Origin of the sequence: Silvimonas sp., from assembly GCF_031291215.1 — a bacterium.
GTDB lineage: Bacteria > Pseudomonadota > Gammaproteobacteria > Burkholderiales > Chitinibacteraceae > Silvimonas > Silvimonas soli.
The window spans coordinates 196,146-222,500 of sequence record NZ_JARLJK010000059.1 but is presented as its reverse complement, the minus strand read 5'-3'; the positions used below and the strand labels follow the sequence as shown (position 1 = coordinate 222,500).

The following is a 26,355-nucleotide window of genomic DNA, read 5'->3' as shown; positions in this document are numbered from 1 at the left end:
CCGCTACGGATCGTTGCCTTGGTGAGCCTTTACCTCACCAACTAGCTAATCCGACATCGGCCGCTCGTATGACAAGAGGTCTTGCGATCCCCCTCTTTCCCCCTCAGGGCGTATGCGGTATTAGCCAACCTTTCGGTTAGTTATCCCCCATCACACGGTACGTTCCGATGCATTACTCACCCGTTCGCCACTAACTTGTGGAGCAAGCCCCACAAGTCCGTTCGACTTGCATGTGTAAAGCATGCCGCCAGCGTTCAATCTGAGCCAGGATCAAACTCTTGAGTTCAATCTCTGTTACTTAAATTTCGCACTCGCTTAAAACTCGAAATTACAAAGTAAAACTTTGCAAATATTCTCATCTAAGTGCGAGTACTTGTTTTGTCCTTCCCAAGCACTCACACTCATCGGCTGTAATTTGTTAAAGATCGTTTGCCACCAGACCCGGAAACCCTGCTAAACTCTTCGTTTTCGCCGTTTCGCTGTTGTGTCTGCAGCGGAGAAACCGAACTATACGGACCAGACCAGACCCCGTCAACACCTTCCCCCGCAATTTCTGCAATTTTCCCGCCAAGTGACTGATCGGCAAGCAATCTTTATGAAAAAAAGATTACAGCCGCAAACAAACCCGCCGTTTACCACACTGTTTTAGCCCTTTGAGCACCAAACAAACCCGGCAGGCACCGTATTGGGGCGGCCAGGGCAGGTTTGTGCGCTATATATCTATCTGTATGTTCTCTATATGCCGTCCCATGGGAGTACTGGCTGCTGGAACGGCGATTGCTTCATTGATGTGATCATCCAGCAAGGAGCCAGACATGGCCGGACCCTATTCCTGGGAATCGATTGACGTTCACCTGTTGCGCGTATTGCATGCGCTGTTAACCGAATGCAGCGTGTCCAACGCCGCCCGCCGGTTGAACCAGTCGCAGCCTGCGGTGAGCACCGCGTTGCGCCGCCTGCGTGACATGCTGGGAGATCAGCTACTGGTACGCAGCCGCAACGGCATGACGCCCACTGAGCGTGGCATGGCCTTGCTGGAGCCAGTGAAGATTGCGCTACAGCAGATCGAGCAGATCGCCATGCAGCAAGTGCGCTTTGACCCCGCCCAATCTCGCCGCATCTTTAATATCGCCACACCGGACTACCTCAACGCTGCACTGATTGGCGAGATTGTTGCCCGCCTGCGCAAGCTGGCGCCGCAATCGCAAGTGGCGTTTCATTCGCTGGGGCAGGACTACGATTACGTGCGGGCGCTGGAGAACGGTGATCTGGATGCGGTGATTGGCAATTGGCCACAGCCGCCCGAGCATCTGCGCATGCTGCCGTTGTTTGAGGATGAGGTGGTCTGTCTGATGCGTGAAGGCCATCCACTGGCCGGGCGCAAGCTATCTATAGATGAATATGTGCAGGCCGAGCATCTGGTGCCCAATCCGTATTCGGTGGGTCAGCGCGGGGTGATTGATCTGCATCTGGCGCGGGAACGGCTCAAGCGTAATGTGGTGGCATACGTGCCGTACTTTAATCTGGTGCCTTATCTATTACTGCAAACCGAGATGATCTTCTCTGGCCCACGCATGTTCGCCGAATACTTCTGTGATCACATGCCGCTGGCGATCTCGCATGCGCCAATCGAATTCCCGCGCATGCAGTTCTATATGTTGTGGCATGACCGCAGTCATCATGGTGATGAATGCCGCTGGTTCCGCGAGCAAGTTGCGGGGGTGGCGCGCAGTTACGGGGTGACGATGCACGAGGCGCGCAACAAGCAGCTAGCTGCGTAGATATATATCTATGTATAGCCAGTCGGACTCGACCGTATCTCAGGCGCTCAGTCGTTGCACCAATCGCAACTCGGCGATACGGTCGATCTGGTGCAACGCCTCGCCGAACTCGGTCAGCTTGTCGTGGGCGAGACGTTTGCGCATGGCGGCGATGATGTCGGCGCGAGTCAGTCCACGCACGGCAATCACGAACGGAAAGCCAAACTTGTCTTGCCAGGCGTGATTGAGCATCTGGATTTCCTCAAACTCTTGCGGCGAACACTGATCCAGCCCGGCGCCCACTTGTTCGGTTTGCGACTCTGCGGTCAGTTCGCCGCGCACCGCCGCTTTACCAGCCAGTTCCGGGTGAGCGCGGATCAGCGCCAGTTGTTTTGCCGGATCAGCGTTCTGCATGGCCTGGCTTAACGCCGCCTGCAATGCAGAGCGATCATTAAACGGGCGTGACTGCCAAGCAGCAGCGGCAACCCAGGGCGAGTGTTCATACAGATCGCCCAGCGCGGCCACAAAGGCCGGCTCATCCATACTGGATAACGCTTGAAGGGAATACGTCGCGGTCATGCCGGTCCTCTGTGGTGCACTGGGTGTCTGGATGCACTCTAAAAGACGCGTACCCCTGCAACAAGGCAAGCGCAGTTATAGATATCTTGCGCATTGGCATATGACCTTGAAACAACCGTGTCGCAAACGCTCATATGCGCCACCACGCATACTCGTTATGCCACCGCGCCCGACGGGGCTCCTTCTATAATCGACAGCGTCTGATTTGCGCTCTGGCGGGGAAATGGGAAAGCTCTCGGTACACGTTCTGGATACTGCGCACGGCCTGCCAGCGGCGGGGATGCGACTGCGTTTATTGCGCATGAGCAGCACCGGTCCGCAAACCCTGTTTGAAGGGCACACCAACGCCGATGGCCGTGTCGACCAGCCATTGCTGGCGGGTGATACGTTTACCGCTGGCGTCTATGAATTGCAGTTTGAAGTGGCTCCGTATTTCCGGGCCCGCCAGGTCGCCCTGCCCGATCCGCCTTTTCTGGATCAAGTCACGCTGCGCTTTGGCGTAGCCGATACCTCTGCCAACTACCACGTGCCGCTGCTGGTGTCGCCGTGGAGTTACTCTACTTATCGCGGCAGCTAAGGAACCCGATGGATTCCGGATATCTGATTGAGTGCGCGTCACTGTTGCTGCGCTGGATGCATGTGATCTTTGCCATCGCGTGGATAGGTTCTTCGTTTTATTTCATCTGGCTGGATAACAGCCTCAAGCCGCCCGTTGATCCGGAGTTGATAGCCAAAGGGGTGGGCGGCGAATTGTGGGCAGTGCACGGCGGCGGCTTTTACAACCCGCAAAAGTATCTGCTCGCGCCAAAGAAACTGCCGGATGAACTGCACTGGTTCAAGTGGGAAAGCTATTCCACCTGGCTGTCCGGCTTTTTCCTGATGAGCACGCTGTATTACTCGCAAGCCGGCGTGTACATGATCGACGCCAACAGCGCCATCCGGACACCCGGCGCCGCAGTGCTGGTCGGCATCGCCACATTGGTGATCGGCTGGGTGGCGTACGACATATTGTGTCGTTTACTGTTTACGCGCAGCCAGCTGCTGTTTGGCGTGATCTATTACGCCTTTGTGGTTCTAGTCGGCTTTGTGCTGTGCCATCTGTTATCTGGCCGCGCCGCGTTTTTGCATGTGGGAGCGATGATCGCCACCACCATGAGCGCCAACGTGTTCTTCTGGATTATCCCTGGCCAGAAAAAAATGGTCGCCGCCATGCGCGCAGGGCAAACGCCAGACCCCATCCACGGCAAACGCGGCAAACAACGCAGCGTGCATAACAACTATCTGTCGCTGCCGGTGATTTTCTGCATGCTCAGTAATCACTACGGTTTTACCTATTCGGGCGAATTGCCGTGGCTGACACTGGCGATCATCCTGCTTGCCGCCGCGCTGACCCGGCATTTTTTCAACCTGCGCCACAAAGGTATATATAAGTGGCAATACCCGTTGGCCGGGCTGGCTTTGCTGGCGGTGGTGCTGGTGTGGCATGCGCCCAAAGCGCTCCCGGCCGCGCAGGCGAGCGCCGAGCCTGCCAAACCTGCCGCCACCACGCTGGCAGACATCCGGCCGATTATTGATAGTCGCTGTATTGAGTGCCACTCAGAAAAACCAACCAAAATGCCCACGGCGCCAAACGGCCTGAAGTTTGATACCGATGCCGTGGTGCGCGCCAACGCCCCCAAAATCTATCAGCAGGTGGTGCAACTCAAAGCCATGCCGCTGGGTAATCTGACAGGGATAACCGACGCTGAACGGGCGCAAATCGGTCGCTGGTTTGAAGGTGGCGCAAAGTAAGCGTGCATATCGGGCCAGTTCAGAACATGGCTGATAACACCATGATTAGCCCGATCATCGATACAACCCACACCAGCGAGCGCAGCCAGGGCACGCCAAGGGCGTAAAGCGGCAGATAGGCCACGCGTGCCCATAAATAGATTTCACAACCCCACGCGCTGCGGGCCGATTCTTTCGCCAGCAAATGCACCAGCAACACGGCCACTGCAAAAAATGGCCAGGTTTCCATGAAATTGCGCTGGGCGCGGGCCAGCCGCCCGGCCAATCCTTGCGGTGGTTTGTCTGCATCGCGCGCGCCGGTCGCCCACTCCACTCCGTTCTGCCGCCGAATGGCCGTGGCATAGGCCATCAAATACACCAGACCCAACACGATACTCCAGGCCAGGTACTGCAACTCTGTGGTCATGAAAGCGTGTTCCCCAAAAAACGTCGTCAGAGAAATCCGGTGAGGCGATGCGCCGTTGACCGGGATGCAAACAGGACATGGGCGTCCATACTGCATCAGAGCGGCTACTACCGCACCCTGCCAGAGGAGAACGCAATGTTGCTAGAAGGTTCGTGCCAGTGTGGCGCGGTGACATTCAGTGTTGAAGCGCCGCATCCGCTCCCCTACCAGCGCTGTTATTGCAGCATCTGCCGCAAAGCCCAGGGTGGCGGTGGCTATGCCATCAACTTGGGTGCGTTGGCCGATACGCTCAAGGTCAATGGCCGCAAGCACATCCGCATGTATCACGCCCGTGTCAAAAACCCGGAAGATGCCAAGGTTCATATCAGTAGCGGCGAACGGCATTTCTGCGGTGAATGCGGCACGGCGTTGTGGGTCTATGACGCGGAATGGCCAGAGCTGATTCACCCGTTTGCCTCCGCCATCGACACCCCGCTCCCCCAAACGCCCGAAACCACGCACATGATGCTGGAATTCAAGCCGGACTGGGTGGAGGTGGATTTCAAAGCGCAGGATCAACGCTTCCAGCGTTATTCGGAAGAATCCATTGCCGAGTTTCACGAGAGAGTTGGCGGCGTATCGCCGGCATCTGAGACTAAATAAATGAATTGGGTAACGAAGAGAATAATGCCGGTGCATTATTCTCGCTGAACGCCTCAGTGGATACGTTGGCCCATCACGTAAGTTGCGGCCACGCAGCGCTCATCGCCCAATATCGTCAGGGCAAACAAGCGCTCCGCCAGCGTGCGGGTGCGGTCCATGCGAAAAGCCAGTTCTGGCGTGGCATCAAGCTTGAGGACGATAAAGTCGCCTTCGCGGCCCGGTTCAAAGTTGCCGATAAACCCATCAAGGTACAGTGCCCGCGCCCCGCCCAGTGTCGCCAGATACCAGCCACGTAAAGGCGACAAGGCATGATGGCGCGCCTGCGAGACTTTGTACGCTTCGGCTAGCGTGCGAATCATGCTGAAAGACGTGCCGCCGCCGACATCCGTCGCCAAACCCACGCGCACACCAGATTTCGCCATGCCGTGGTAATCGAACAGGCCGCTGCCCAGAAACAGATTGGAGGTCGGGCAAAACGCCGCCGCCGTACCAGACTGGCTCATTGCCAGTTGCTCACGCTCGGTCAGATGAATGCAATGGCCGTAGATGGTGCGCGGGCCGGTCAGGCCGTAATGTTCGTAAACATCCAGATAATCGCGTTGATCCGGGAATAACTCGGCGACCCATGCTACTTCTTTATCGTTTTCAGCTAGATGCGATTGCACGTGCAAATCCGGCCGTGATTGATACAACTGCCCGGCGATGGCCAATTGTTCGGGCGTGGAAGTGGGGGCGAAACGTGGCGTAATGGTGTAGCGCAGGCGATCTTTACCATGCCAGCGGTCGATCAGATCCTGGCTATCGCGGCCGGAACGCTCGGCGGTGTCACGCACTTCCGGCGGGCAATGTCGATCCATCATCGCTTTGCCACACAACATGCGCAAACCGCGACGCTGGGCTTCGGCCATGAAAGCATCGACCGATTGCGGGTGCACGCTGCCAAACACCGACGCAGTGGTAGTACCGTGGGCCAGCAAGCGCTCCACCACAAACCGCGCCGTTTCGGCGGCGACTTCCGGATGGGTAAACGCGGCTTCAGCGGGAAAGGTGTAATCGTTCAGCCAATCCAGCAGGCGGCAGCCAAACGAGGCAATCATGCCCGCTTGCACGTAGTGCATATGGGTATCGACCAAGCCCGGCAAAATCAGCTGACCAGAATGGTCGGCCCATTCAGCCACGTTGCGCACGGGCGCGGGGACGTCACCCAGCGCATCCCACGCACCGGTGGCACGCACGTAGCCATCCGCCAGCCATAAATAGCCGTCGTCCAGATAGCGATACGACTCGGCGTCCGGGTACAAACCAGGATCTTGCAGAAAGTGCAGGATGCTGCCGCGGACGATCAAGTGCGTTTGGGAGGTTTGGGTATTCATGCGGTCTATTTTAGGCCTATTTACGCTGGATTATGCCGACTGCATTATCTGGATAACCGGCCTCAATTCGGCAAAAATGGCTTCCCCAACGACGCTGGCAGATTCAACTGCACCAAGCGTTTATCCCGCGAGATCACCACCAGCACCACCACTGTTGCCAGATAGGGCAACGCCGCCAGCAACTGAATCGGCACCGTAATCCCCAGCGTTTGCGCGTGAAACTGCAAGATGGTGACGCCACCAAACAAAAACGCCCCAATCAGCAAACGCCCCGGTTTCCAACTGGCAAACACCACCAGCGCGATGGCAATCCAGCCGCGTCCGGCGGTCATGTTTTGCACCCACAGCGGCGTGTACACGGTGGAAAGATACGCTCCACCAAGGCCCGCCATCGCCCCGCCGAACATCACCGCGCCGTAGCGGATCAGTAGCACCGGGTAACCAATAGCGTGCGCGCTGTCGGGGGACTCGCCCACCGCGCGCAACACCAGGCCAACGCGCGTGCGGGCCAGAATCCACCATGTCACGGCAAACAGCGCCAGCGCCACGTACACCACTGGCGCCTGATTGAATAACACCGGCCCGATCCACGGAATAGATGCCAGCCCCGGCACCGGCCACGGTTGCATGCCAGGAAGACTGTAACTGACATAGTTCTGCCCGATGAAGGCCGACAAACCCACGCCAAAGATGGTCAGCGCCAGCCCGCAAGCGGATTGGTTGGCGGAGAGCGACAAGGCCGGGATAGCGAAAAACAAGGACGCGAGCGCCCCGGCCACCGCGCCTGCACCCAAACCGGCCCATGCGCCAAGGCCGCTATCCACTGCGCAGGCAAACCCGGCAATGGCGCCGATCAGCATCATGCCTTCCACGCCCAGGTTGATCACGCCGGAGCGCTCGGCCACCAACTCACCCAGGCCAGCCAGCAACAAGGGTGTTGCGGCACCCATCGAGGCTGCAAGTACCGGCAATATTTGAGCAATACTCATGCGAACCTCGCAACGCGTTTGCGACGACGGAAACGGTTATTGATAAAAGCATCGGCGGCGAGCAGAAAGATCAGCAACATGCCCTGGAACAAACCGGTCATGGCCGATGGCAGTTGCAGCGACACTTGCGCCGCTTCGCCGCCCAGATAGATCAGCGCCATCAGAAAACCCGCCAGCACCATGCCCACCGGATGCAAACGGCCCAGCCAGGCCACAATGATGGCCGAGAAGCCGTAGCCCGGAGAAATATTCAGATTAAGCTGCCCCACTGGCCCGGCCACCTCGCCTACTCCGGCCAGACCCGCCGTCAGGCCGGACAAACACAAACCCAGCCAGATTGATTTCTTTTGCGAAAACCCGGCATAACGCGCGGCAGCGGGAGCCTGGCCGCTCACCTCAATCTGGTAGGCCAGAAAACTCTTGCTGATGAACACCCAGAAGACCACCACCACCGCCAGCGTAATGAACACCGACACATTCACCCGGCTGCCTTCCAGCAGAATCGGAAAAGTCGCCGTATCGCTGAACATGATCGATTGCGGAAAATTCTGCCCAGATGGATCACGCCATGGGCCGTTGACCATATAGGCCATCAGCAGTGTGGCGATGTAGGTCAGCATCAGCGTAGTCAGGGTTTCTTCGGCGTTGAACTGAGTCTTGAGCCACGCTGCCAGCGCGCCCCACAACGCACCGCCGACCGCACCGGCGATGACCATCATGGGCAGAATCCAGTGCGAGGTGCTGCCGTCAGTCATGATCGCCACCCCGCCGCCAAAGATCGCCCCCATGATCAACTGGCCTTCCGCGCCAATGTTGTACACCCGCGCCCGAAAGCCCACCGCCAGCCCTTGCGCGATCAGGATTTGTGGCGAGGCTTTGACCAGCAGTTCGCTCCAGCCGTATGACGTGGTCAGCGGCGCAATAAAAAACATATAAAGCGCGTGAAACGGATTTTTATGCAGCGCGGTGAACAGTAAAGCGCCGGTGATCAGCGTCAGCAAAATGGCATACACAGGCGCCAGCCAGCGCATCTTGCGCGAGGGCTGGGCGCGGGGTTCAAGCAAGTGCATCGGCGGGTTCCTCTTGTTTTTGTTGTGTGGCCGCCAAACCGGACATCTGCAGGCCTATGGATTCAGCATTGGTATGCGCCTTGATCAGCGCGGCCGACAAGCGCCCTTGCGCCAGCACGGCGATGCGATCGCAAATCTCGAACAATTCATCCAGTTCTTCTGACACCACCAGAATCGCCACGCCCTGGCGCGACAAGTCGATGAGCGTTTGCCGCAAGAACGCCGCTGCACCCACATCCACGCCCCAGGTTGGCTGCGCGACGATCATCACTTTTGGCGCCTGCATGATTTCGCGCCCGACAATGAATTTCTGCAGATTGCCACCGGAGAGCGACCGTGCCGCCGCAGCGGGCCCGGAGCAACGCACGTCAAAGCGCTCGATACAGCGCAGTGCGAACTCACGCGCCGCGTTCAGTTTGAGCAAACCGTGCTGCTTGAGCCCTTTACGATGCGCGGTCAGGATGGTGTTTTCCGTCAGCGACATTGCCGGGACTGCACCGCGCCCCAGGCGTTCTTCCGGCACAAAACACAGACCCGCATCACGTCGCTTCCCGGCGCGCAAATGGCCAATGGCTTTGCCTTCCAGCTTGATCATTTCGGCCTGCACCGGCAGTTCGCCGGACAGCGCCGCCAGCAGTTCGGCCTGGCCGTTACCGGATATCCCGGCAATGCCGACGATCTCGCCCGCATGCAGTTGCAGATCGATATCGTGTAATTGCGTGCCGAATGGGTCATCGGTGGTGGCACTCAGTTTATCGACGCTAAATACCAATCTGGCGTCGCCGGTAAATGGCGGAGACACGCACACCGGCAAATCACGGCCGATCATCATGCGCGCCAGGCTCGATGGCGTTTCATCTCGCGGAATGGCGGTGCCAGTGACTTTGCCGCCGCGCATTACCGTTGCGCCATCGCACAGCGACTGGATTTCATGCAGCTTGTGGCTGATGTAGAGAATGGACACACCCTCGCTGGCCAGCCGTCGCAAGGTCTCGAACAGCTTTTGCACCGCCTGCGGCGTCAGCACGGATGTGGGTTCATCCAGAATCAGCAACTGCGGGTTTTGCAGCAAACAGCGCACGATCTCCACTCGCTGGCGCTCGCCCACCGACAAACCATGCACCAGCCGCTGCGGATCAATCGGCAAACCGTAACGCTCCGAGACCTCAGTCACGCGGGCGGAGAGCGCGGCCAGGTCGAATTTTTCATCCAGCACCAGCGCAATGTTCTCGGCGACGGTGAGCGTCTCAAACAGCGAAAAGTGCTGAAACACCATGCCAATGCCCAAGCGCCGCGCTTCGTGCGGGCTGGCGACTTTGACCTGCTTGCCGTTCCACAGCATCTGGCCGTCATCAGGTTGCACCGCGCCGTAGATGATCTTCATCAGCGTGCTTTTGCCCGCGCCGTTCTCGCCCAGCACGGCATGGATTTCGCCGGGCTGCACGCTCAGATCAACACCATCATTGGCGACCACGCCGGGGTAGCGCTTGGTGACATGCGCCAGTTGCAAGCGGGGCGTTTCGCTCATCAAACGTGCTCCGAGGATTGGGTGGCAGGTTGGTCAGAAAAATGTTGGTCGTCTTGCGAATAAGCCAGCCGGCCCAGCAACGCGCGGCGTTCGCGCACCTGTAATAGCTGCGCGGCTACAGAAATGGCAATCGCGGCGGGTTCTTTGGCGGTGATCCCGGCCACGCCGATCGGGCAGATCAGCTCTTTGAAACGCTCCGGCGCCACACCGCGATCGCGCAAACGATGCTCAAAACTGGCGCGTTTGCTGTGCGAACCGATCATGCCAAAGTAGTCAAAATCATCTCGCCGCAGCACGGCCTGGCACAGTTGAAAATCCAGCGCGTGGTTGTGGGTCATCAGCAAGAAACACGTGCCCGGCGCGGCGGCGGCGATGTCGGCTTCAGGCGTGTCGGTGGCGATGCATTCAACGTTGTCCGGCCACGTATCGGGCATGGCGGTAAAAATATCGTCCCGCTCGTCTATCCAGATCAGCCGGATGCCCAGCGGCGCCAGCACCTGCACCAACGCTGCGCCGACATGCCCGGCGCCGAACAACATTACGGTGAATGGATACGGCACCAGCGTTTGCTGCAAAGACCAGGTTTTGACATCACCCGCCAGCTCGGCTTTGGCCACCAGCTCGTCTGCCGCAACCAGCGTCCAGTCCGAACCATTGCCGGTGCTGGCCACGCTGCGTTGCAAGGCTTTGCCATGGCGCAAAGCATCGGCGCGCTGTTGCCACGCGGATGCGTCACTGGCCGCGATACGTTCCAGCACCAGCCAGACCACTCCGCCACAACATTGGCCCAATCGCGCGCCCAGACTGAAGCGCAGCAAAGCTTGTTGCGGCCCGCCCGCCAGTAATATGCGAGCCATGGCGATGGCTTCCCATTCCAGGTGCCCACCGCCGATGGTATCGAGCGTGTCGGTGGCGCTGACCAGCATCACCGTGCCGGCGTCACGCGGCGTGGAGCCCTCTGCGCGCGCCACGGTCACCAGCACCTGGTCGTCTCCGGCCTGCAAGCGCTGGGCGAGAGTTTGCAACCAGGCGCTCATATGGCTTGCTCCTTGCCCTGGCGGATGGCCCGCAGGATGGCTTCAGGCGTGGCGGGGGCAGTCAGTGGCGGCCGACTGCCCGGCCCTACGGCTGAGGCCACGGCATCGCGCACGGCAAAGAAGACGGACAACGCCAGCATCAGCGGTGGTTCGCCGACCGCTTTGGAACGGTGGATGGTTTCCTCGAAATTGGCACCATCAAACAATTTGACGTTGAGTATCTCCGGCACGTCATACGCAGTCGGGATTTTGTAGGTGGATGGTGCGTGCGAGTTAAAACGGCCCCGCTGCGCACCTTCGCGCTGCCAACACAGTTCTTCTGAAGTCAGCCAGCCCATGCCCTGGATATAACCACCTTCAATCTGGCCGATATCCACCGCCGGGTTAATCGAGCGACCCACGTCATGCAGGATGTCTGCGCGTAGCACTTTCATCTCGCCGGTGAGCGTATCAATCGCCACTTCGCTCACCGCCGCGCCATAAGAAAAGTAGAAAAACGGCCGACCGGTACGGGTCGTCGCATCCCAATGAATTTTGGGCGTGCGATAAAAACCATCGCTCCACAACTGCACGCGGGCGGCATAAGCGCGCCGGGCGACATCGGCAAAGCTCTCCAGAAAACCCGGCGCCAGCACGCGACCATCGAGGAACAGCACTTCTTGCGGCTGGCAGTCAGCGATTTGCGCCACTAGCGACGCCAGCCGTTCACGAATCGCCAGTGCGGCGTTATGCGAGGCATAGCCGTTCAGATCGGTGCCACTCGAAGCGGCGGTAGCGGAGGTATTGGGAATGCGTGAAGTGTCAGTCGCGGTAAAGCGGATATCGGCAGGCGGTAGCCCGAACACCTCGGCCACAATCTGGCGAATCTTGGTGTACAAGCCCTGGCCCATCTCGGTGCCGCCATGCGACACCAGCACGGTGCCGTCCGCATAAACATGCACCAGCGCGCCGGCCTGGTTAAACAGCGTGGCGTTAAACGAGATACCAAATTTCACCGGCGTCAGCGCAATGCCGCGCTTGATGATCGGGCTGTTGTTGTTGAATAACGCAATCGCCGCCCGGCGCTCGGCATACTGGCTGGATTGCGCCAGTTCGCTGAGCATTTGCGGCAGAATGTTGTCTTCCACCTTCATGCCGTAATGCGTGGTGTTGCGAGTATCACCGTCGCTCTCGCCATAGAGATTACGCTGGCGCACGGCCAGCGAGTCCAGCTTGAGATGGCGGGCAATGTCATCGACGATGCTCTCGATCATGAACATGCCCTGCGGCCCACCAAAACCACGAAACGCGGTATTGGATACCGTGTTGGTTTTGCAGCGCAGACTGCGGATGGCCACGGCGTCCAGGTAATATCCGTTATCCAGATGGCACAGCGCCCGATCATTCACCGGGCCAGACAAATCCGCCGAGTAACCGCAGTTGGAGGCCAGCTCCAGCTTCAGTCCCCGAATCAATCCGTCAGCATCAAACCCGGCTTCCCAGCGCGCCTGAAACGGATGGCGTTTGCCGGTAAGTACCATGTCGTCGTCACGATCTAGCCGCAGCTTGACCGGCTTGCCGGTTTGCCAGGCCAGCAGCGCCGCCAGGCAAGCCCATTGCCCGGATTGCGATTCCTTGCCGCCAAAGCCGCCGCCCATGCGTCGACATTCCACACTGACTTGATGCGAGCGCCAACCCAAGGCGTGCGCCACCAGATGCTGCATTTCGCTCGGGTGCTGAGTGGAGCAATACACATGCATGGTGTCGTCTGGGCGCAACTGCGCATAAGACACCTGCCCTTCCAGATAAAAATGCTCCTGGCCACCCACGCTGGCAAAACCGGTGAGCCGGTGCGGCGCGTTGTCCAGCGCTGCGGCAGCATCGCCACGGTTCATGTCCGCTGGCGGCAAAACCCAGGACTGCGCGCCGATGGCTTCCTCCATCGTGAGAATCGCGGGCAGTGTTTCGTACTCGACCTTCGCCAGCCGGGCGGCACGGCGGGCAATATCGTGGCTCCGCGCCGCCACTGCGAACAGCGGCTGGCCATAAAACTGGATATCCGCATCGACCAGAATCGGATCATCGTGCACTACCACGCCACAGTTGTTGGCGCCGGGAATGTCGCTGGCCGTGATCACCGCAATCACGCCGGGCACGGCGCGTACGGCATCCAGATCCATTTTGACCACGCGGCCATGCGCCACGGTCGCCAGCCCCAGAGCAGCGTGCAGGGTGCCGGCCAGTTCGGGTAAATCGTCGGTATAGGTCGCCGTGCCGGTTACATGCAGCAGCGCACTTTCGTGTGGTAGCGGCTTGCCCACCTGACTGGTGGTAGCGGCGAGATGCGGGCCAGGATCGCGCTGGATATTCATGCGCTCACCTCATGAATTTGCCCCAACCGGGTCACTGGCGCACCGGCGCCGGTTTCCAGCCAGAATCGTTGCAGTAGATTCGCGGCGACTTCCAGCCGGTATTGGGCACTGGCACGCAGGTCCGACAATGGTTGATAGTCTTCTGCCAGCGCCAAGGCGGCTTGTTCAGCGGTTGGGCGATTCCACGGCTGCCCCAGCAAAGCGTGTTCGGTTTGTTCAGCCCGTTTAGGCGTTGCGGCCATGCCGCCAAACGCCACGCGGGCCTGGGTGATGATGCCGTGACGATCCAGTTGCAACATGAAAGCGCCGCACACGGCGGAGATATCCTGCTCGAAGCGCTTGGAGATTTTCCAGGTGCGGAACAAATGACCCTGGTTAGGCGCATCGGGCAGGCAGATTTTTTCGACAATCTCGTCTGGCTCCAGCGCGTTCTTCTGGTAGCCCAGATAAAACGCTTCCAGTGGCATTTCGCGGCGCAGATCGCCGCGCCACAACACCAGCGTGGCGCCCAACGCAATCAGCGCCGGCATGCTGTCGCCAATCGGCGAGCCATTGGCGATATTGCCACCCAGCGTACCGGCGTTACGCACGGGGACGGAAGCAAAGCGGCGGGCCAGTTCCAGCCATTGTGGTTCTTGCTGCGTCAGCGCGGAAAATGCGTCACTCAGCGCCACGCCCGCGCCAATCTCCAGTCCATGCTCGGTGTGCTCAATTTTTTTGAGTTCGGCGATCTGGCCCAGATAAATAATGTCGCCCAATTCGCGCAATTGCTTGGTCACCCACAAACCCACGTCGGTGGAACCGGCCAGCAAACGGGCATCGGGATATTCACTGCGGATTGCCACCAGCTCGCTCAAACGGCGTGGCGCAAAGAAATGGTGGCCGTGCGATTGATAGCGCAGCGGCGGCAGCAGCGCCAGTTTGCTCAACGCAGCCAATACCGGCACCGCATCCAGCACTTTGCGCGGCGCGGCATAGGCGGCTTTGGCGGCATCCAGAATCGGACGATATCCGGTGCAGCGGCACAAGTTACCGGAGATGGCATCGGCCACTTCTTCCCGCCCCGGACAGGTGGACGCGTTCTGGTACATGCCCCACAGCGACATGACAAAACCTGGTGTGCAAAAACCACACTGCGAGCCGTGGCAATCCACCATGGCTTGCTGAACTGGATGCGGATGCGCCGGCGTGCCCACGTCTTCCACCGTAAACAGCGCCTTGCCATCGAGCGTGGGCAAGAACTGGATACAGGAATTCACCGCCCGCAAGCGCAGTTCGCCATCGACTTGTTCACCCACAACAACCGTACATGCGCCGCAATCGCCCTCGGCGCAGCCTTCTTTGGTGCCGGTGCATTGCAGGTCTTCACGCAGGTGCTGCAGCACGCTGCGCGTCGTCGCCAGCCCATCCACCTTGTGGATTTGCCCGCGGTACCAGAACTGGATGGATCGTGTAGTCATAGCCGGAAATACCCGCCGGTCTGGTGTGATGGTCGATGATTTCAATCTACCACTTTGCGGGGGGATGGCCTGCCTGGGGGTTCTTATAACCGTTATTCGGTTATGGGAATGTGGGGGGAGTGTTGTTTGTGGTGTGAGCGGGTTTTGTAGGGGGGTGCAATCCGCCCTGGGGCTTGGGCTTGGGCTTGGGCTTGGGCTTGGGCTTGGGCTTGGGCTTGGGCTTGGGCTTTAAAAGCGTGTTTAGTTGAGTGCCTTTGGCACGGGTGGTGAAAAGCGTTTGATACCCGGGGGTGCCCGGGAACACGTTTCTTTCTTTTGCGTCGCCAAAAGAAAGAAACCAAAGAAAAGGCGACCCGACAGCGCAAGCGCAAACGGGGCCCAAGGTCAAAAACCGAAACGAACCGTCTGTTAGCCAGGACGGCCTTCGCGGCTCCGCCGTACCCTGCGATCGGCCGGAGCCTGGGTCTCCGGCTCTCCCTGGGCGGTTCGGTGTAATTTGAACGCCAGGGGCTTCGAAGGACAGGAGCCCAAAGGCCATTGGTTTGATTTAGGTCTTGAACCTGGCTGATAGAGCTGTTGATCACGCCGACCGAGAGCCGGAGACCTTAGGCTCCGGCCGACCGAGCGAACGCAGGATGCGCGCAAAGAACCCTCGCATACAGACGATTTGCTTCGGCTTTTGACCTTGGGCCCCGTCGGCGCTCGCGCCCGGGTCGCCTTTCTCTTGCTTACTTCTCTTTGGCGACGCAAAGAGAAGTAAGGTGCTCCCGGGCACCCCCGGGTATCAAACGCCTTTAAAATCCGTGCCGCAGGCACTAACAAACTCTATCTACCCGCCCAAAACCCCCTCTGCATCGCCAACGTCTCCTCAACAATCCCCTCTACCGGCCCAATCAACCTCACCGGCTTCTGGCAGTGATCAAACACATACCGCGACGACACACTCATCGTCGGATTCTCGTCATGATTCCCGGTTACCCCCAACAAAGCACTCTCCGGCATGCCATAAACCACTCGCCCGATATTGGCCCAGTACGCAGTACCCGCACACATGCAACACGGTTCAACCGCCGTATACAAAGTGCAGCTCCACAAATACTCCGGCGTAAAGTTCTGCGCGGCGATACGCGCCAAAGTGGATTCGGCATGGTTCACGGTGTCCACGTTGCATTGTTCGATCAACACCGTTTCTTGATCCGGCCCGACCAGGATTGCGCCAAACGGGTGATGTCCCAGCGCCATGGCCCGTTCAGCCACCGCATTGGAGCGGCGCAGGTGCCGCAGGATTTGTTCAGGCGTGGGTTCCAGCCCTTGCGCTGGGTAAGACGATGGCATCACGGCAACTCCGGAAAATGGATGACGCCATTATCCCCACCGATGTCCATGCCGAATGCATGCAGAACGGCATACCACTCATAACGTTGCAGACATAGGTTGCAAGGCTGCGGATTGCTACATTGCTTGTCGTAATCATCAGAATTCCGGCTGGCCGTTTGCGCGCCATGTCCATCAACCAAATCGGGGAGAGTTATCCATGTTTTCGCGCCTTCAATTGCTGGCAAGCTGTACCGCGCTGGCGTTCGGTTTATCGGTCACCGCCTTTGCGGCTGATCCGGTAAAAGTCGGGTTTGTGTATATCGGCCCTACGGGCGATCACGGCTGGACGTATTCGCATGATCAAGGCCGCAAGGCGCTGGAAGCCAAGTATGGCGCGGACGTCAAAACCACGTTTGTGGAAAACGTGCCCGAAACGGCAGACTCGGAGCGTGTGTTCCGTGATCTGGCGCAGCAAGGCTATAAGGTCATTTACGGCACTTCGTTTGGCTACATGAACCAGATGGCCAAAGTGGCCAAATCGTTCCCGAATACCATTTTCATGCATGCGACCGGTTACAAAACCGCCAAGAACATGGGCGTGTATGACATCCGCACTTATGAGGGTGCCTACATGCTGGGCGTGGTGGCGGGCAAGATGAGCAAGACCGGCAAGCTGGGCGTGGTCGGTTCGATTCCAATCCCCGAGGTCATCCGCAACATCAACGCCTTTACCATTGGCGCGCGCAGTGTGAACCCCAATGCCACCACCCGCGTGATCTGGGTGAATGGCTGGTTTGATCCGGGCAAGGAACGCGAAGCCGCGCTGGCGTTGATCGACCAAGGGGCCGACGTGCTGATGCAGAACACGGATTCCCCGGCAGTTGTGCAAGCCGCGCAGGAAAAAGGCGTGTTCGCGTTTGGTTGGGATTCGGACATGACCAAGTTCGGCGGCAAGGCACATCTGGCGGCATCTGAACTGAACTGGGGCGTGATTTACACCAAGACGCAGGAAGAAGTGAAAACCAACGCCTGGAAGAGCGGAAACATCTGGTGGGGCGTGAAAGAAGGCGCGATCAATATTGCTGACTTTGGCCCGTCGGTACCAGCAGACGTGAAGAAGCTGGCCGAAGATCGGCGCGATGCCATCAAGTCCGGCAAGCTGCATCCGTATGCGGGCCCGCTCAAAGATCAAACCGGCAAAGTGTTTGTGGCGGCAGGTCAGACCTACGCCGATGCCGATCTGAAACAGATGAATTTCTATGTAGATGGCGTGGTGGGCAGCGTGCCCAAGTAAGCGGCAAAATTATCGTGCAACCAGAACGGGCCCGCTGCGGCCCGTTTTGTTTTTGATAAACAGTGTGTTTGTTGAGCAAAAGCTGATTTTCCAGGCTAAAGACCAGATTGATCAGTCAGTCAATGCGCCGTTACCGCAATGACAATTGCATAAGCAATTGCCGATAATAAGCAGTTCGCCTTTGGCCAACCAGTACGAGCCGCCCGAGTGAGTTGGAGCATGTTAAGCCCCGCCAATTTGTTGGTTGTTACGGCCCTGCTCACCTTCATGATGATGTTGGTGCTGGCCTCGTTGCGCCGCAGCGGCCTGCCTGGCGTACGTGACTGGATCTGGGCCAACGGCCTCGAACTGGTGGCATTGTTGTGCTATCTAACCACCGGCCTGTTGCCTGCAGTAGTGCCGATTGTGCTGGGCAATACCTTGCTGGCAGCGGCGCTGTGTCTGATCTATAGCGGTTGTCGTCGCTTCTTTCAGTTATCAGTGCCAGTACGCACGCTGCTGGGCAGCCTGGTGGTGCTGGCCATCGTCTTGAGCCTGCTGCGGTTTTATGTTGATAACTTCACCGCGCGCGTGCTGGCAACGTCGTTGTTTCACGCCATTCTGGATTTGCTGATTGGCGCAACCATCGTGCGCAACCGGCCACAAACCCACTCAACCTACGGCCATTACTACACCGCCGGGCTGTCATTCTTGCTGGCCTTTGGCCATTTTGTGCGGTGCGCCCTGTACCTGCAACACCCCGAGATCCACAACTGGCTGGCCGATTATTCATTGCTGAATCTGACGTTTCTAACCCTCGGCGCCATTGTCGTTCCTGCCTTCAGCATGGGCGCGGTGGTCATGGTGCACGATGCCATGCTCACCGCCGTGGAGGAAACCGCCAGCCGCGATTACCTGACCAACACCTTGTCGCGCCGCGCCTTTATTGAAACCGCCACACGCCAAATGGCGCTGGCCAGTCGCAACGGGCGGCCATTGTCTTTACTGCTTCTGGATATCGACCATTTCAAATCAATCAATGACCGTTACGGTCATGCGGTCGGCGATGAGGTGCTGCGAGACTTCGCCCTCATCATGCAAAACGCCTTGCGCTCGGTAGATAGCCTCGGACGACTGGGTGGTGAAGAATTTGGCTTGCTGCTGTACGGCGCCAGCCCGGCCGAAGCGCGTACGATCTCGGAACGCCTGCGCGCGCTGGTCGAGGCCAATACCATTCGCATCGGCAATGGTCAGGCCTCGTACACCATGAGCGGCGGACTGGCTCACTGGAACCCCAACGAAAGTCTGCAAGAACTCACCTTGCGCGCCGATACGGCCTTGTATGAAGCCAAAGCCAAAGGGCGCAACCGGATCATCCTGTCTGAACGCACCGCGCCCACAGCGCCGCCTGAATACGCCAGTTAAGCGGGATTAACATCCCGACATGTCTATACAAATTGGCTCATGCTATATTGCGGCGCATATCCCGGCATGAGTTGACCATGGTAACCATCGCGCAAAAACCTGTTCCCGCCTACGTGCAAATCAAGGAGTACGTGCGCAAACAGATTGAAAGCGGCGCATGGGCAGCGGGCAGCATGATTCCTTCGGAACATGATCTGGTCAAACAATTCAGCGTTTCGCGCATGACCGTGCACCGCGCCCTGCGTGAGTTGACGGGGGACCAGCTACTGACCCGGGTGCAAGGCGCGGGTACCTTCGTGAACGGCAAGAAGTACCAATCCACGCTTATCCAGATCAAAAGCATTGCGCACGAAATTGAAAGCCGCGGCGATGTGCATACCAGTGAGATTCTGGTTCTGGAACGCACCACCGATCCCAAAGCGCTCACCGCACTGGAACTACCTGCCGACAGCTACGCGTTTCATTCGCGCATTGTGCATTTCGAGAATACCGTTCCCATCCAGCTGGAAGACAGGTTTGTGAATCCGCACTTGTACCCGGCCTATCTGGGGCAGGATTTCAACGCCATCACCCCCAATGAATACATGACTCGCGAAGCGCCGCTGCAGCGGGCGGAATATGTCATCACCGCGCATATGCCCGATGCGTCAACGCGCCAGCGTTTGCGCATGGAAAGTGGCGATCCATGCCTGGTCTTGCACCGTCGCACCTGGGCGCACGACCAAGTGGCGACCGACGTTACCTTGTGGCATCCAGGATCACGCTTCCAGTTTTCCGGCGCTTTTTGAAGAGCAGCATGTAGCCCGGATGAAGCGTTAGCGAGAATCCGGGGTGGCAATGCAGGAATAGGCAACCGGCATTTGATATTGCAAGTGCCACGCGGATTCTCGCTAACGTTTATGCCGGGAAACAGCCTTCATCCGGGCCACGAACTACGAACGGCTTTCGGCATTACCGCGCCACTACTCCCCGCCTCCCGTCGCTCCTTTTTCCATCGCCACCCTTACGTTCATCCCGTTGCCACAAACACCTACTTGTATATACAAATAGCCCAATCTAAACTGCAGCCATCTTGTATAGACAAGTTGGCAAACATCACTGAATTGCCAGCTCTGCCAATCAGCCCTTCGCGGTCGTATGCCGCGTGCTCAAGCTCTGGAGTGATGTTATGAACAAACCACAAAACGCCGATCCACGCCTCGATACCAGCCGCGTCATTCGCGCGCCACGTGGTAGCGAAAAAGCCTGCAAGAGCTGGTTGACCGAAGCGGCCTATCGCATGATCCAGAACAATCTGGATGCCGAAGTAGCCGAGCATCCGCATGCGTTGGTGGTGTATGGCGGCATTGGCCGCGCCGCGCGTAACTGGGAGTGTTTCGACCAGATTCTGGCATCGCTCAAAGACTTGAATGACGACGAAACGCTGTTGGTGCAATCGGGCAAACCGGTCGGGGTATTTCGTACCCACGCCGACGCGCCGCGCGTATTGATCGCCAATTCCAATCTGGTGCCGCACTGGGCCACATGGGAACACTTTCATGAGCTGGATCGCAAAGGCCTGATGATGTACGGCCAGATGACCGCCGGCAGCTGGATTTACATCGGCACGCAGGGCATCGTTCAGGGCACTTACGAGACTTTTTTCTCGATCGCCAATCTGCACTTTGGTGGCAACGCGGCGGGGCGCTGGATTCTTACCGGCGGGCTCGGTGGCATGGGTGGCGCGCAACCACTGGCCGCGACCATGGCCGGGTTCTCGATGATTGCGGTGGAGTGCGACGAAAGCCGTATAGATTTCCGCCTGAAAACCCGTTACGTCGACCAGAAAGCCCAAACGCTGGATGAAGCACTGACGATGATTGCAGCGGCCAAAGCATCCGGCAAACCCACCTCGATTGGCCTGCTGGGCAACGCGGTCGATGTGTTTGCCGAACTGGTCCGCCGCAATATCACGCCGGACGTGGTGACCGATCAAACCAGCGCCCACGACCCCATCAACGGCTATCTGCCGCAAGGCTGGACGTTGCAGCAATGGCGCGATGCTCGCCAGGTCGCGCCTGAAAGCATCACCCTGCCCGCCAAACAATCGATGGCCAAGCAAGTGCAAGCCATGCTGACGCTGCAAGAACGCGGCGCAGCCACACTGGATTACGGCAACAATATCCGCCAGATGGCGCTGGAAATGGGCGTCGAAAACGCCTTCGACTTCCCCGGCTTCGTGCCCGCGTATATCCGCCCCTTGTTCTGTGAAGGTAAAGGTCCGTTCCGCTGGGTGGCGTTGTCGGGTGATCCGGAAGATATCTACAAAACCGATGCCAAGGTCAAAGAGTTGATCCCGGATGATGCGCATCTGCATAACTGGCTGGATATGGCACGTGAACGCATCGCCTTCCAGGGCTTGCCAGCGCGGATTTGCTGGGTAGGTGTGCAAGACCGCTACCGCCTGGGTATGGCGTTCAACGAAATGGTCAAAAACGGCGAACTGAAAGCGCCGGTGGTGATTGGCCGTGATCATCTGGATACCGGTTCGGTGGCCAGCCCCAATCGTGAAACCGAAAGCATGAAAGATGGCTCGGATGCCGTATCCGACTGGCCATTGCTGAACGCGCTGCTGAACACTGCGGGCGGCGCGACCTGGGTTTCGTTGCATCACGGCGGTGGTGTTGGCATGGGTTTCAGTCAGCATGCTGGCGTGGTGATCGTCGCTGATGGCACCGATGCTGCCGCCAAACGGCTGGAACGCGTGCTGTTCAATGACCCGGCTACCGGCGTCATGCGTCACGCCGATGCCGGTTATGAACTGGCGCAAGAAACAGCGCGTGCAGCCGGTTTGAAACTGCCCATGCTTGGTCGCTGAAATGGCCAATGTCACGCTGATCCGCGCAGCCACGCTCACCGCCACGCCCTGGAAAAACGGCGGTGGTGTCACGCGTGAAATCACTTGCGATCCGCCGGGCGCCGGGCTGGATGATTTCATCTGGCGTATCAGCGTGGCCGACGTCAACCAGGCCGGGCCGTTCTCGCGCTTTGCCGGGGTGGATCGTACGCTGGTCTTGCTGGCAGGCGATGGTATGGTTTTGCAGGAAGAAAACAGCCTGCAACACGCCCTGTTGCAGCCGCTGGACCACCACCAGTTTGCTGGCGAAACCGCCATCACCGCCACATTGCCCGGCGGTGCCACGCAAGACTTCAATCTGATGGTAAGGCGCGATCTGGCGCGCGCTGCACTGAACATCTGGCACAACGCGCACGAACACCGTTTTGCCACCGAGACTGCCGTTTTGTTTTGCGCTAGCGGCTCGCTGCTGGTCCACCTGAGCCAGCACGCGCCGCTCATCCTGCGAGCCAACGACGCCATCCGTATTGATGCCGCGAGCGGTCTGGGCTGTTACATCACCGGTAGCGGCGCGTTGCTGGCCGTCGAGCTTGAGATGTTCACCCCTGCACTACTGAGGAAAACCCATGACTGACGCGCTCTGGCATAACCTGCAACTGTGCCCGCATGGCAATCCCGAGCAAACAACCCGCAACGCCGCAATTGCGGTACGTGCGGGCAAGATTGCCTGGCTGGGCGCGCTGGATGAGCTCCCGGCGGAATATGCCAGCTTGCTCAAGCATGACCTGAATGGCGCGTGGGTAACGCCCGGACTGGTGGATTGCCACACGCATCTGGTCTACGGCGGCCAGCGTGCTGACGAGTTTGCCCAGCGCCTGGCAGGTGTCAGTTACGAAGAGATCGCCCGCAATGGCGGGGGTATTGTCTCCACGGTGCGCGCCACTCGAGCTACCGATGAATGCACATTGTTTGCCCAAGCCGCCGATCGCCTCACGCCACTGCTGGCCGAAGGTGTCACAGCCGTCGAGATCAAATCCGGCTACGGGCTGGACCTGGCCAGCGAACGCAAGCTGCTGCGGGTAGCGCGCAAACTGGGCGAGCATTATCCGGTATCGGTTTACACCACTTTTCTCGGCGCACATGCTCTGCCGCCCGAATATGCCGGGCGCGCCGACGACTACATCACACTCGTCTGTGAGCGCATGCTGCCCGCGCTGGCCGATGAAGGACTGGTTGATGCCGTAGATGTGTTTTGCGAGCGCATCGGCTTTACCTTGTCCCAATCTGAACGCGTCTTTGAGGCGGCGACCCGACGCGGTTTACCGGTAAAAATCCATGCTGAACAACTATCCAATGCTGGCGGCACAACGCTGGCGGCGCGTTATCAAGCGCTGTCGGCCGATCATCTGGAGTTTCTGGATGAAGCGGGCGTTGCTGCAATGAAGGCAGCGGGAACGGTGGCCGTGCTGCTACCCGGCGCGTATTACTTTATCCGCGAAACCCAACTGCCGCCGCTGGATTTGCTGCGCCAGTATCAAGTGCCGATTGCCCTGGCGACTGATCACAATCCTGGCACTTCGCCAGTCAGCTCCCTGCTGTTGACCATGAATATGGCTTGTACGCTGTTCCGCATGACTGTCCCGGAAGTGCTGGCGGGCGTGACTCGCAATGCTGCACAAGCACTGGGTAAAGCAGAGGTACACGGTTCATTGGCAGTGGGCAGGCAAGCCGATTTCGCAGTGTGGTCGGTCGATACGCTGGCCGAACTGGCCTACTGGATTGGTCGTCCACTTTGCCAGCGAGTGATCCGCGGTGGCGAGACGGTTTACGTCCGCCCGGAGTATCCGCAGCAATGACCGGCACACAACAAACTCAAGCCGCAAAGGTTTGCCATTCATGAACCACACCATCCAATGCTTGCTGGCTGAACGCGCACTGTTGCCGCAGGGCTGGCGCCACAACGTATTGCTGCAATGGGACACCTCAGGCCTGTTAACTGGCGTCACGCCGGACTCAAAACCCGGTTCTGTTACGCCGCGCGCAGACGGTCCGGTTATCCCCGGCATGCCCAATCTACACTCGCACGCTTTCCAGCGTGCCATGGCCGGGCTGACCGAGTATCTGGGTAACCCGCAAGATAGTTTCTGGAGCTGGCGCGAGCTGATGTACCGCTTTGCCGCGCAACTCACGCCCGAAACCTTGCAGGCGGTCGCCACGCAGTTGTACATCGAGATGGCCAAAGCCGGTTACACCTCAGTGTGCGAGTTCCACTATATCCACCATGCCGCGCAGGGTCAGTACTATGCCAACCCGGCCGAGCTATCCGGGCGTTTGATTGCAGCGGCGCAAACCGCTGGCATTGGCCTGACCTTGCTGCCGGTGTTGTATCAGCACAGCGGTTTTGGCGGGCGCGCCCCCTTGCCGGAACAAGCCAGGTTTATCAGCAGTACGGACTGGATGCTCAACCTGCTGGCCCATTTACGGCGAGACCATCCGCAACACGCCGGTCTGCGCTTTGGTGTGGCGCCGCATTCGCTGCGCGCGGTTGCGCCAGCCACGCTGGATATCGTGCGCCAGCAACTACACGCGGCAGACCCAAGCGCGCCCATCCATATTCATATCGCGGAACAACAACAAGAAGTTAGCGATTGCCTGGCCCAGACCGGAGCCCGTCCGGTGCGCTGGCTGCTGGACAACCAGCCGGTGGACGAACGTTGGTGCCTGGTCCATGCCACGCATATGCAAGCTGGTGAAACGCTTGATCTGGCCCGCAGCGGCGCCATTGCCGGTATCTGCCCGACTACCGAGGCCAATCTGGGCGATGGCATTTTTGATGGGGTGAATTATCTGGCTGCCGGGGGGCGCTGGGGCATTGGCTCGGACAGCCATATCAGCGTGTGCGCCCGCGAAGAATTGCGGTTGTTTGAATACAGCCAACGCCTGCGCGACCAGCGCCGCAATGCGCTCGCCAGCGCCACAACGCCCGCCGTAGCAGATCGCTTGTATCTGGATGCGGTGGCTGGCGGCGCGCAAGCCAGCGCTCGTCCTATCGCTGGTTTGGCGCTCGGGCAACGAGCAGATTTTCTGGTGCTGGATGCGCAACACCCAAATCTGCTACAGCGCCAGGATGACCAACTACTGGCCGGGCTGGTGTTCTGTCAGCACGGCGAGACCCCGATTCGTGACGTTTATGCTGGCGGCAAATGCATCATCGCCGATCGCCAACATGCCGCACAAGACACTGCGCTGGCGGATTATGGCAAGGCGCTCAAGCAATTGCTGGCGTGACCTAGCACGCCATTTTGACGGAATAAATGAAACCGATGGCACACCCCATCTACACCTTGCATCGCGGCACCGCACCGCTACTGATCTCCATGCCACATGTGGGCACGCATATCCCGGCCAGCTTGTTGCAACGGATGAATCCCGTTGCAACGCAACTGGATGATACCGACTGGCATTTGCCGCAGTTGTATGACTTTGCCCGCGAGTTAGGGGCATCGATCTTGATTGCGCAGCATTCGCGTTATGTGATTGACCTGAATCGACCGCCAGATAACGCCAACCTCTATCCTGGTCAGGACACCACCAGCCTGTGCCCGATCGATACCTTCGCCAAATCACCGCTTTATCTCGCCGGTCAGGCACCGGATACGGCAGAAATCGCCGAGCGCGTCACCACGTATTGGCAACCGTATCACCAGGCCTTGCAAGCCGAACTCGCAAGATTGAAGGCGGAGCACGGCATTGCACTGCTATGGGATGCGCATTCCATCCGCTCAGAAGTGCCGCGTTTTTTTGACGGACGCTTGCCGGACTTCAATCTGGGCAGCGCTAATGGCAGTTCATGTGCGGCTGGGCTGGGCGAACAATTGCTGGCCGCCGCGCAACGTCATCCGGATTACAGCGCAGTGCTCAACGGGCGCTTTAAAGGCGGCTATATCACGCGAGCCTACGGCGCCCCGGCGGACGACATCCACGCCATTCAACTGGAGTTGTCTTTGCCCACCTATATGGCCGAAAAGCCACCGTATGCCTTTGATGACAATCTGGCCGGGCAAGTCCGCCCGGTGATCAGGGATTTGCTGCAGGAAATGCTGGACTGGGCCAGTACTCGCCGCAGCAGCTAACCGTTCAGGCGCCCAGCACCAGCGCAATCACCCGGCGCTCTTCAGCGGTCAGAATATTGAAGGTACGGCACAACGCCCCGGTGTCCATCACATCAAGCCCGACATGAGCCTGGCCCAGCGTCGCGTAAAGCCGCGGATGCGGAAAACGAATGGATTTACCCGTGCCCAGCAACACCACTTCCGGCTTGAGCTCCAGCAATTGCTCGAAATGCTCCGCAGTCATGTCCTCGAATGAGGCCGGTTGCCACTCCCGAATCTCGTTCGGCGTCACAATCAGACTACCCTCGTACTGCTGCTGATTCACCCTGACAAAGCCATCGCCATAAGACGTGAACTGGTTCAGGTTGTCGACGTTGGTGTGATGCAGTTTCATGACGCGCATTCC

The 26,355-nt window shown here is 58.8% G+C and carries 23 protein-coding genes and 1 rRNA gene (1 of these 24 cut by a window edge); 12 read left to right on the top strand and 12 right to left on the bottom strand.

Features of this window, described 5'->3' with window-relative positions:
• Window positions 1–286: ribosomal RNA gene (locus tag P4L78_RS05605) — 16S ribosomal RNA — on the bottom strand (it extends 1,248 nt beyond the left edge of the window).
• A gap of 529 nt (window positions 287–815) precedes the next feature.
• Here P4L78_RS05605 and P4L78_RS05600 point away from each other — a divergent pair.
• A complete protein-coding gene (locus P4L78_RS05600; RefSeq protein ID WP_283148402.1) occupies window positions 816–1,781 on the top strand; it encodes a LysR substrate-binding domain-containing protein in 966 nt (321 codons plus the stop codon).
• 39 nt (window positions 1,782–1,820) lie between these two features.
• On the opposite strand, the gene uraD is transcribed toward P4L78_RS05600, so the two are convergent.
• Window positions 1,821–2,339 (bottom strand): 2-oxo-4-hydroxy-4-carboxy-5-ureidoimidazoline decarboxylase, encoded by a 519-nt coding sequence (gene uraD, locus P4L78_RS05595; RefSeq protein WP_309327208.1) that lies wholly within the window; start codon window positions 2,337–2,339, stop codon window positions 1,821–1,823.
• Window positions 2,340–2,562: 223 nt separating this feature from the next.
• Between uraD and uraH the strand changes: the two genes are divergently transcribed.
• Together uraH and P4L78_RS05585 are read left to right on the top strand one after the other, a co-directional pair.
• A complete protein-coding gene (uraH, locus tag P4L78_RS05590; RefSeq protein WP_283148400.1) occupies window positions 2,563–2,916 on the top strand; it encodes a hydroxyisourate hydrolase in 354 nt (117 codons plus the stop codon).
• 8 nt (window positions 2,917–2,924) lie between these two features.
• Window positions 2,925–4,130: a urate hydroxylase PuuD gene (locus P4L78_RS05585; protein WP_309327207.1), complete on the top strand. Its 1,206-nt coding sequence runs from the start codon at window positions 2,925–2,927 to the stop codon at window positions 4,128–4,130.
• A 19-nt stretch (window positions 4,131–4,149) separates the two neighbouring features.
• Here the strand turns inward: P4L78_RS05585 and P4L78_RS05580 are convergent, their stop codons facing one another.
• Window positions 4,150–4,536, bottom strand: coding sequence for an MAPEG family protein (locus tag P4L78_RS05580; protein WP_309327206.1), 387 nt, complete (start codon window positions 4,534–4,536; stop codon window positions 4,150–4,152).
• A 135-nt stretch (window positions 4,537–4,671) separates the two neighbouring features.
• Between P4L78_RS05580 and P4L78_RS05575 the strand changes: the two genes are divergently transcribed.
• Window positions 4,672–5,178 (top strand): GFA family protein, encoded by a 507-nt coding sequence (locus P4L78_RS05575; protein ID WP_309327205.1) that lies wholly within the window; start codon window positions 4,672–4,674, stop codon window positions 5,176–5,178.
• 53 nt (window positions 5,179–5,231) lie between these two features.
• Here the strand turns inward: P4L78_RS05575 and guaD are convergent, their stop codons facing one another.
• From guaD to P4L78_RS05535, 8 genes are all read right to left on the bottom strand, one after another.
• Window positions 5,232–6,551 (bottom strand): guanine deaminase, encoded by a 1,320-nt coding sequence (gene guaD / locus P4L78_RS05570; protein ID WP_309327204.1) that lies wholly within the window; start codon window positions 6,549–6,551, stop codon window positions 5,232–5,234.
• Window positions 6,552–6,613: 62 nt separating this feature from the next.
• Window positions 6,614–7,540, bottom strand: coding sequence for an ABC transporter permease (locus P4L78_RS05565; protein ID WP_309327203.1), 927 nt, complete (start codon window positions 7,538–7,540; stop codon window positions 6,614–6,616).
• The gene (locus P4L78_RS05560; RefSeq protein WP_309327202.1) at window positions 7,537–8,610 is read right to left on the bottom strand and encodes an ABC transporter permease; all 1,074 of its coding nucleotides are present in this window, start codon (window positions 8,608–8,610) and stop codon (window positions 7,537–7,539) included. The genes P4L78_RS05565 and P4L78_RS05560 overlap by 4 nt, the downstream gene beginning before the upstream one ends.
• Window positions 8,597–10,138: an ABC transporter ATP-binding protein gene (locus P4L78_RS05555; RefSeq protein ID WP_309327201.1), complete on the bottom strand. Its 1,542-nt coding sequence runs from the start codon at window positions 10,136–10,138 to the stop codon at window positions 8,597–8,599. Before P4L78_RS05555 ends, P4L78_RS05560 begins: the two co-directional genes overlap by 14 nt.
• Entirely contained in the window at window positions 10,138–11,175 is a 1,038-nt protein-coding gene (xdhC, locus tag P4L78_RS05550; RefSeq protein ID WP_309327200.1) for a xanthine dehydrogenase accessory protein XdhC, read from the bottom strand. The genes P4L78_RS05555 and xdhC overlap by 1 nt, the downstream gene beginning before the upstream one ends.
• Window positions 11,172–13,526 (bottom strand): xanthine dehydrogenase molybdopterin binding subunit, encoded by a 2,355-nt coding sequence (gene xdhB / locus P4L78_RS05545; protein ID WP_309327199.1) that lies wholly within the window; start codon window positions 13,524–13,526, stop codon window positions 11,172–11,174. The genes xdhC and xdhB overlap by 4 nt, the downstream gene beginning before the upstream one ends.
• Window positions 13,523–14,986 (bottom strand): xanthine dehydrogenase small subunit, encoded by a 1,464-nt coding sequence (gene xdhA / locus P4L78_RS05540; protein WP_309327198.1) that lies wholly within the window; start codon window positions 14,984–14,986, stop codon window positions 13,523–13,525. The genes xdhB and xdhA overlap by 4 nt, the downstream gene beginning before the upstream one ends.
• An 825-nt stretch (window positions 14,987–15,811) precedes the next feature.
• A complete protein-coding gene (locus P4L78_RS05535; protein WP_283148389.1) occupies window positions 15,812–16,321 on the bottom strand; it encodes a nucleoside deaminase in 510 nt (169 codons plus the stop codon).
• 199 nt (window positions 16,322–16,520) lie between these two features.
• Here P4L78_RS05535 and P4L78_RS05530 point away from each other — a divergent pair, with 199 nt between their 5' ends.
• The 8 genes from P4L78_RS05530 (at window position 16,521) to hutG (ending at window position 25,970) form a co-directional block, all read left to right on the top strand.
• Entirely contained in the window at window positions 16,521–17,597 is a 1,077-nt protein-coding gene (locus P4L78_RS05530) for a BMP family ABC transporter substrate-binding protein (protein ID WP_283148388.1), read from the top strand.
• A gap of 219 nt (window positions 17,598–17,816) precedes the next feature.
• Window positions 17,817–19,001 (top strand): diguanylate cyclase, encoded by a 1,185-nt coding sequence (locus P4L78_RS05525; protein ID WP_283148387.1) that lies wholly within the window; start codon window positions 17,817–17,819, stop codon window positions 18,999–19,001.
• A 77-nt stretch (window positions 19,002–19,078) separates the two neighbouring features.
• Complete coding sequence (gene hutC, locus P4L78_RS05520; RefSeq protein ID WP_309327197.1) at window positions 19,079–19,789, top strand: histidine utilization repressor; 711 nt, start codon at window positions 19,079–19,081, stop codon at window positions 19,787–19,789.
• A 380-nt stretch (window positions 19,790–20,169) separates the two neighbouring features.
• On the top strand, window positions 20,170–21,858 hold the full coding sequence (gene hutU, locus P4L78_RS05515) for a urocanate hydratase (RefSeq protein WP_309327196.1): 1,689 nt from the start codon (window positions 20,170–20,172) through the stop codon (window positions 21,856–21,858).
• A 1-nt stretch (window position 21,859) separates the two neighbouring features.
• Window positions 21,860–22,471, top strand: coding sequence for a HutD family protein (locus P4L78_RS05510; protein ID WP_309327195.1), 612 nt, complete (start codon window positions 21,860–21,862; stop codon window positions 22,469–22,471).
• Window positions 22,464–23,693: an imidazolonepropionase gene (gene hutI / locus P4L78_RS05505; RefSeq protein ID WP_309327194.1), complete on the top strand. Its 1,230-nt coding sequence runs from the start codon at window positions 22,464–22,466 to the stop codon at window positions 23,691–23,693. The genes P4L78_RS05510 and hutI overlap by 8 nt, the downstream gene beginning before the upstream one ends.
• 40 nt (window positions 23,694–23,733) lie before the next feature.
• A complete protein-coding gene (locus P4L78_RS05500; protein ID WP_309327193.1) occupies window positions 23,734–25,125 on the top strand; it encodes a formimidoylglutamate deiminase in 1,392 nt (463 codons plus the stop codon).
• Window positions 25,126–25,151: 26 nt separating this feature from the next.
• A complete protein-coding gene (hutG, locus tag P4L78_RS05495; protein ID WP_309327192.1) occupies window positions 25,152–25,970 on the top strand; it encodes an N-formylglutamate deformylase in 819 nt (272 codons plus the stop codon).
• Window positions 25,971–25,974: 4 nt separating this feature from the next.
• Here the strand turns inward: hutG and P4L78_RS05490 are convergent, their stop codons facing one another.
• Window positions 25,975–26,343 (bottom strand): Mth938-like domain-containing protein, encoded by a 369-nt coding sequence (locus P4L78_RS05490; RefSeq protein ID WP_283148380.1) that lies wholly within the window; start codon window positions 26,341–26,343, stop codon window positions 25,975–25,977.
• Window positions 26,344–26,355: the final 12 nt, after the last annotated feature.

Coding starts and splice junctions, on each gene's coding strand:
- P4L78_RS05600 (WP_283148402.1), top strand. CDS start 816: ATGGCCGGACCCTATTCCTGGGAATCGATTGACGTTCACCTGTTGCGC.
- uraD (WP_309327208.1), bottom strand. CDS start 2,339: ATGACCGCGACGTATTCCCTTCAAGCGTTATCCAGTATGGATGAGCCG.
- uraH (WP_283148400.1), top strand. CDS start 2,563: ATGGGAAAGCTCTCGGTACACGTTCTGGATACTGCGCACGGCCTGCCA.
- P4L78_RS05585 (WP_309327207.1), top strand. CDS start 2,925: ATGGATTCCGGATATCTGATTGAGTGCGCGTCACTGTTGCTGCGCTGG.
- P4L78_RS05580 (WP_309327206.1), bottom strand. CDS start 4,536: ATGACCACAGAGTTGCAGTACCTGGCCTGGAGTATCGTGTTGGGTCTG.
- P4L78_RS05575 (WP_309327205.1), top strand. CDS start 4,672: ATGTTGCTAGAAGGTTCGTGCCAGTGTGGCGCGGTGACATTCAGTGTT.
- guaD (WP_309327204.1), bottom strand. CDS start 6,551: ATGAATACCCAAACCTCCCAAACGCACTTGATCGTCCGCGGCAGCATC.
- P4L78_RS05565 (WP_309327203.1), bottom strand. CDS start 7,540: ATGAGTATTGCTCAAATATTGCCGGTACTTGCAGCCTCGATGGGTGCC.
- P4L78_RS05560 (WP_309327202.1), bottom strand. CDS start 8,610: ATGCACTTGCTTGAACCCCGCGCCCAGCCCTCGCGCAAGATGCGCTGG.
- P4L78_RS05555 (WP_309327201.1), bottom strand. CDS start 10,138: ATGAGCGAAACGCCCCGCTTGCAACTGGCGCATGTCACCAAGCGCTAC.
- xdhC (WP_309327200.1), bottom strand. CDS start 11,175: ATGAGCGCCTGGTTGCAAACTCTCGCCCAGCGCTTGCAGGCCGGAGAC.
- xdhB (WP_309327199.1), bottom strand. CDS start 13,526: ATGAATATCCAGCGCGATCCTGGCCCGCATCTCGCCGCTACCACCAGT.
- xdhA (WP_309327198.1), bottom strand. CDS start 14,986: ATGACTACACGATCCATCCAGTTCTGGTACCGCGGGCAAATCCACAAG.
- P4L78_RS05535 (WP_283148389.1), bottom strand. CDS start 16,321: ATGCCATCGTCTTACCCAGCGCAAGGGCTGGAACCCACGCCTGAACAA.
- P4L78_RS05530 (WP_283148388.1), top strand. CDS start 16,521: ATGTTTTCGCGCCTTCAATTGCTGGCAAGCTGTACCGCGCTGGCGTTC.
- P4L78_RS05525 (WP_283148387.1), top strand. CDS start 17,817: ATGTTAAGCCCCGCCAATTTGTTGGTTGTTACGGCCCTGCTCACCTTC.
- hutC (WP_309327197.1), top strand. CDS start 19,079: ATGGTAACCATCGCGCAAAAACCTGTTCCCGCCTACGTGCAAATCAAG.
- hutU (WP_309327196.1), top strand. CDS start 20,170: ATGAACAAACCACAAAACGCCGATCCACGCCTCGATACCAGCCGCGTC.
- P4L78_RS05510 (WP_309327195.1), top strand. CDS start 21,860: ATGGCCAATGTCACGCTGATCCGCGCAGCCACGCTCACCGCCACGCCC.
- hutI (WP_309327194.1), top strand. CDS start 22,464: ATGACTGACGCGCTCTGGCATAACCTGCAACTGTGCCCGCATGGCAAT.
- P4L78_RS05500 (WP_309327193.1), top strand. CDS start 23,734: ATGAACCACACCATCCAATGCTTGCTGGCTGAACGCGCACTGTTGCCG.
- hutG (WP_309327192.1), top strand. CDS start 25,152: ATGAAACCGATGGCACACCCCATCTACACCTTGCATCGCGGCACCGCA.
- P4L78_RS05490 (WP_283148380.1), bottom strand. CDS start 26,343: ATGAAACTGCATCACACCAACGTCGACAACCTGAACCAGTTCACGTCT.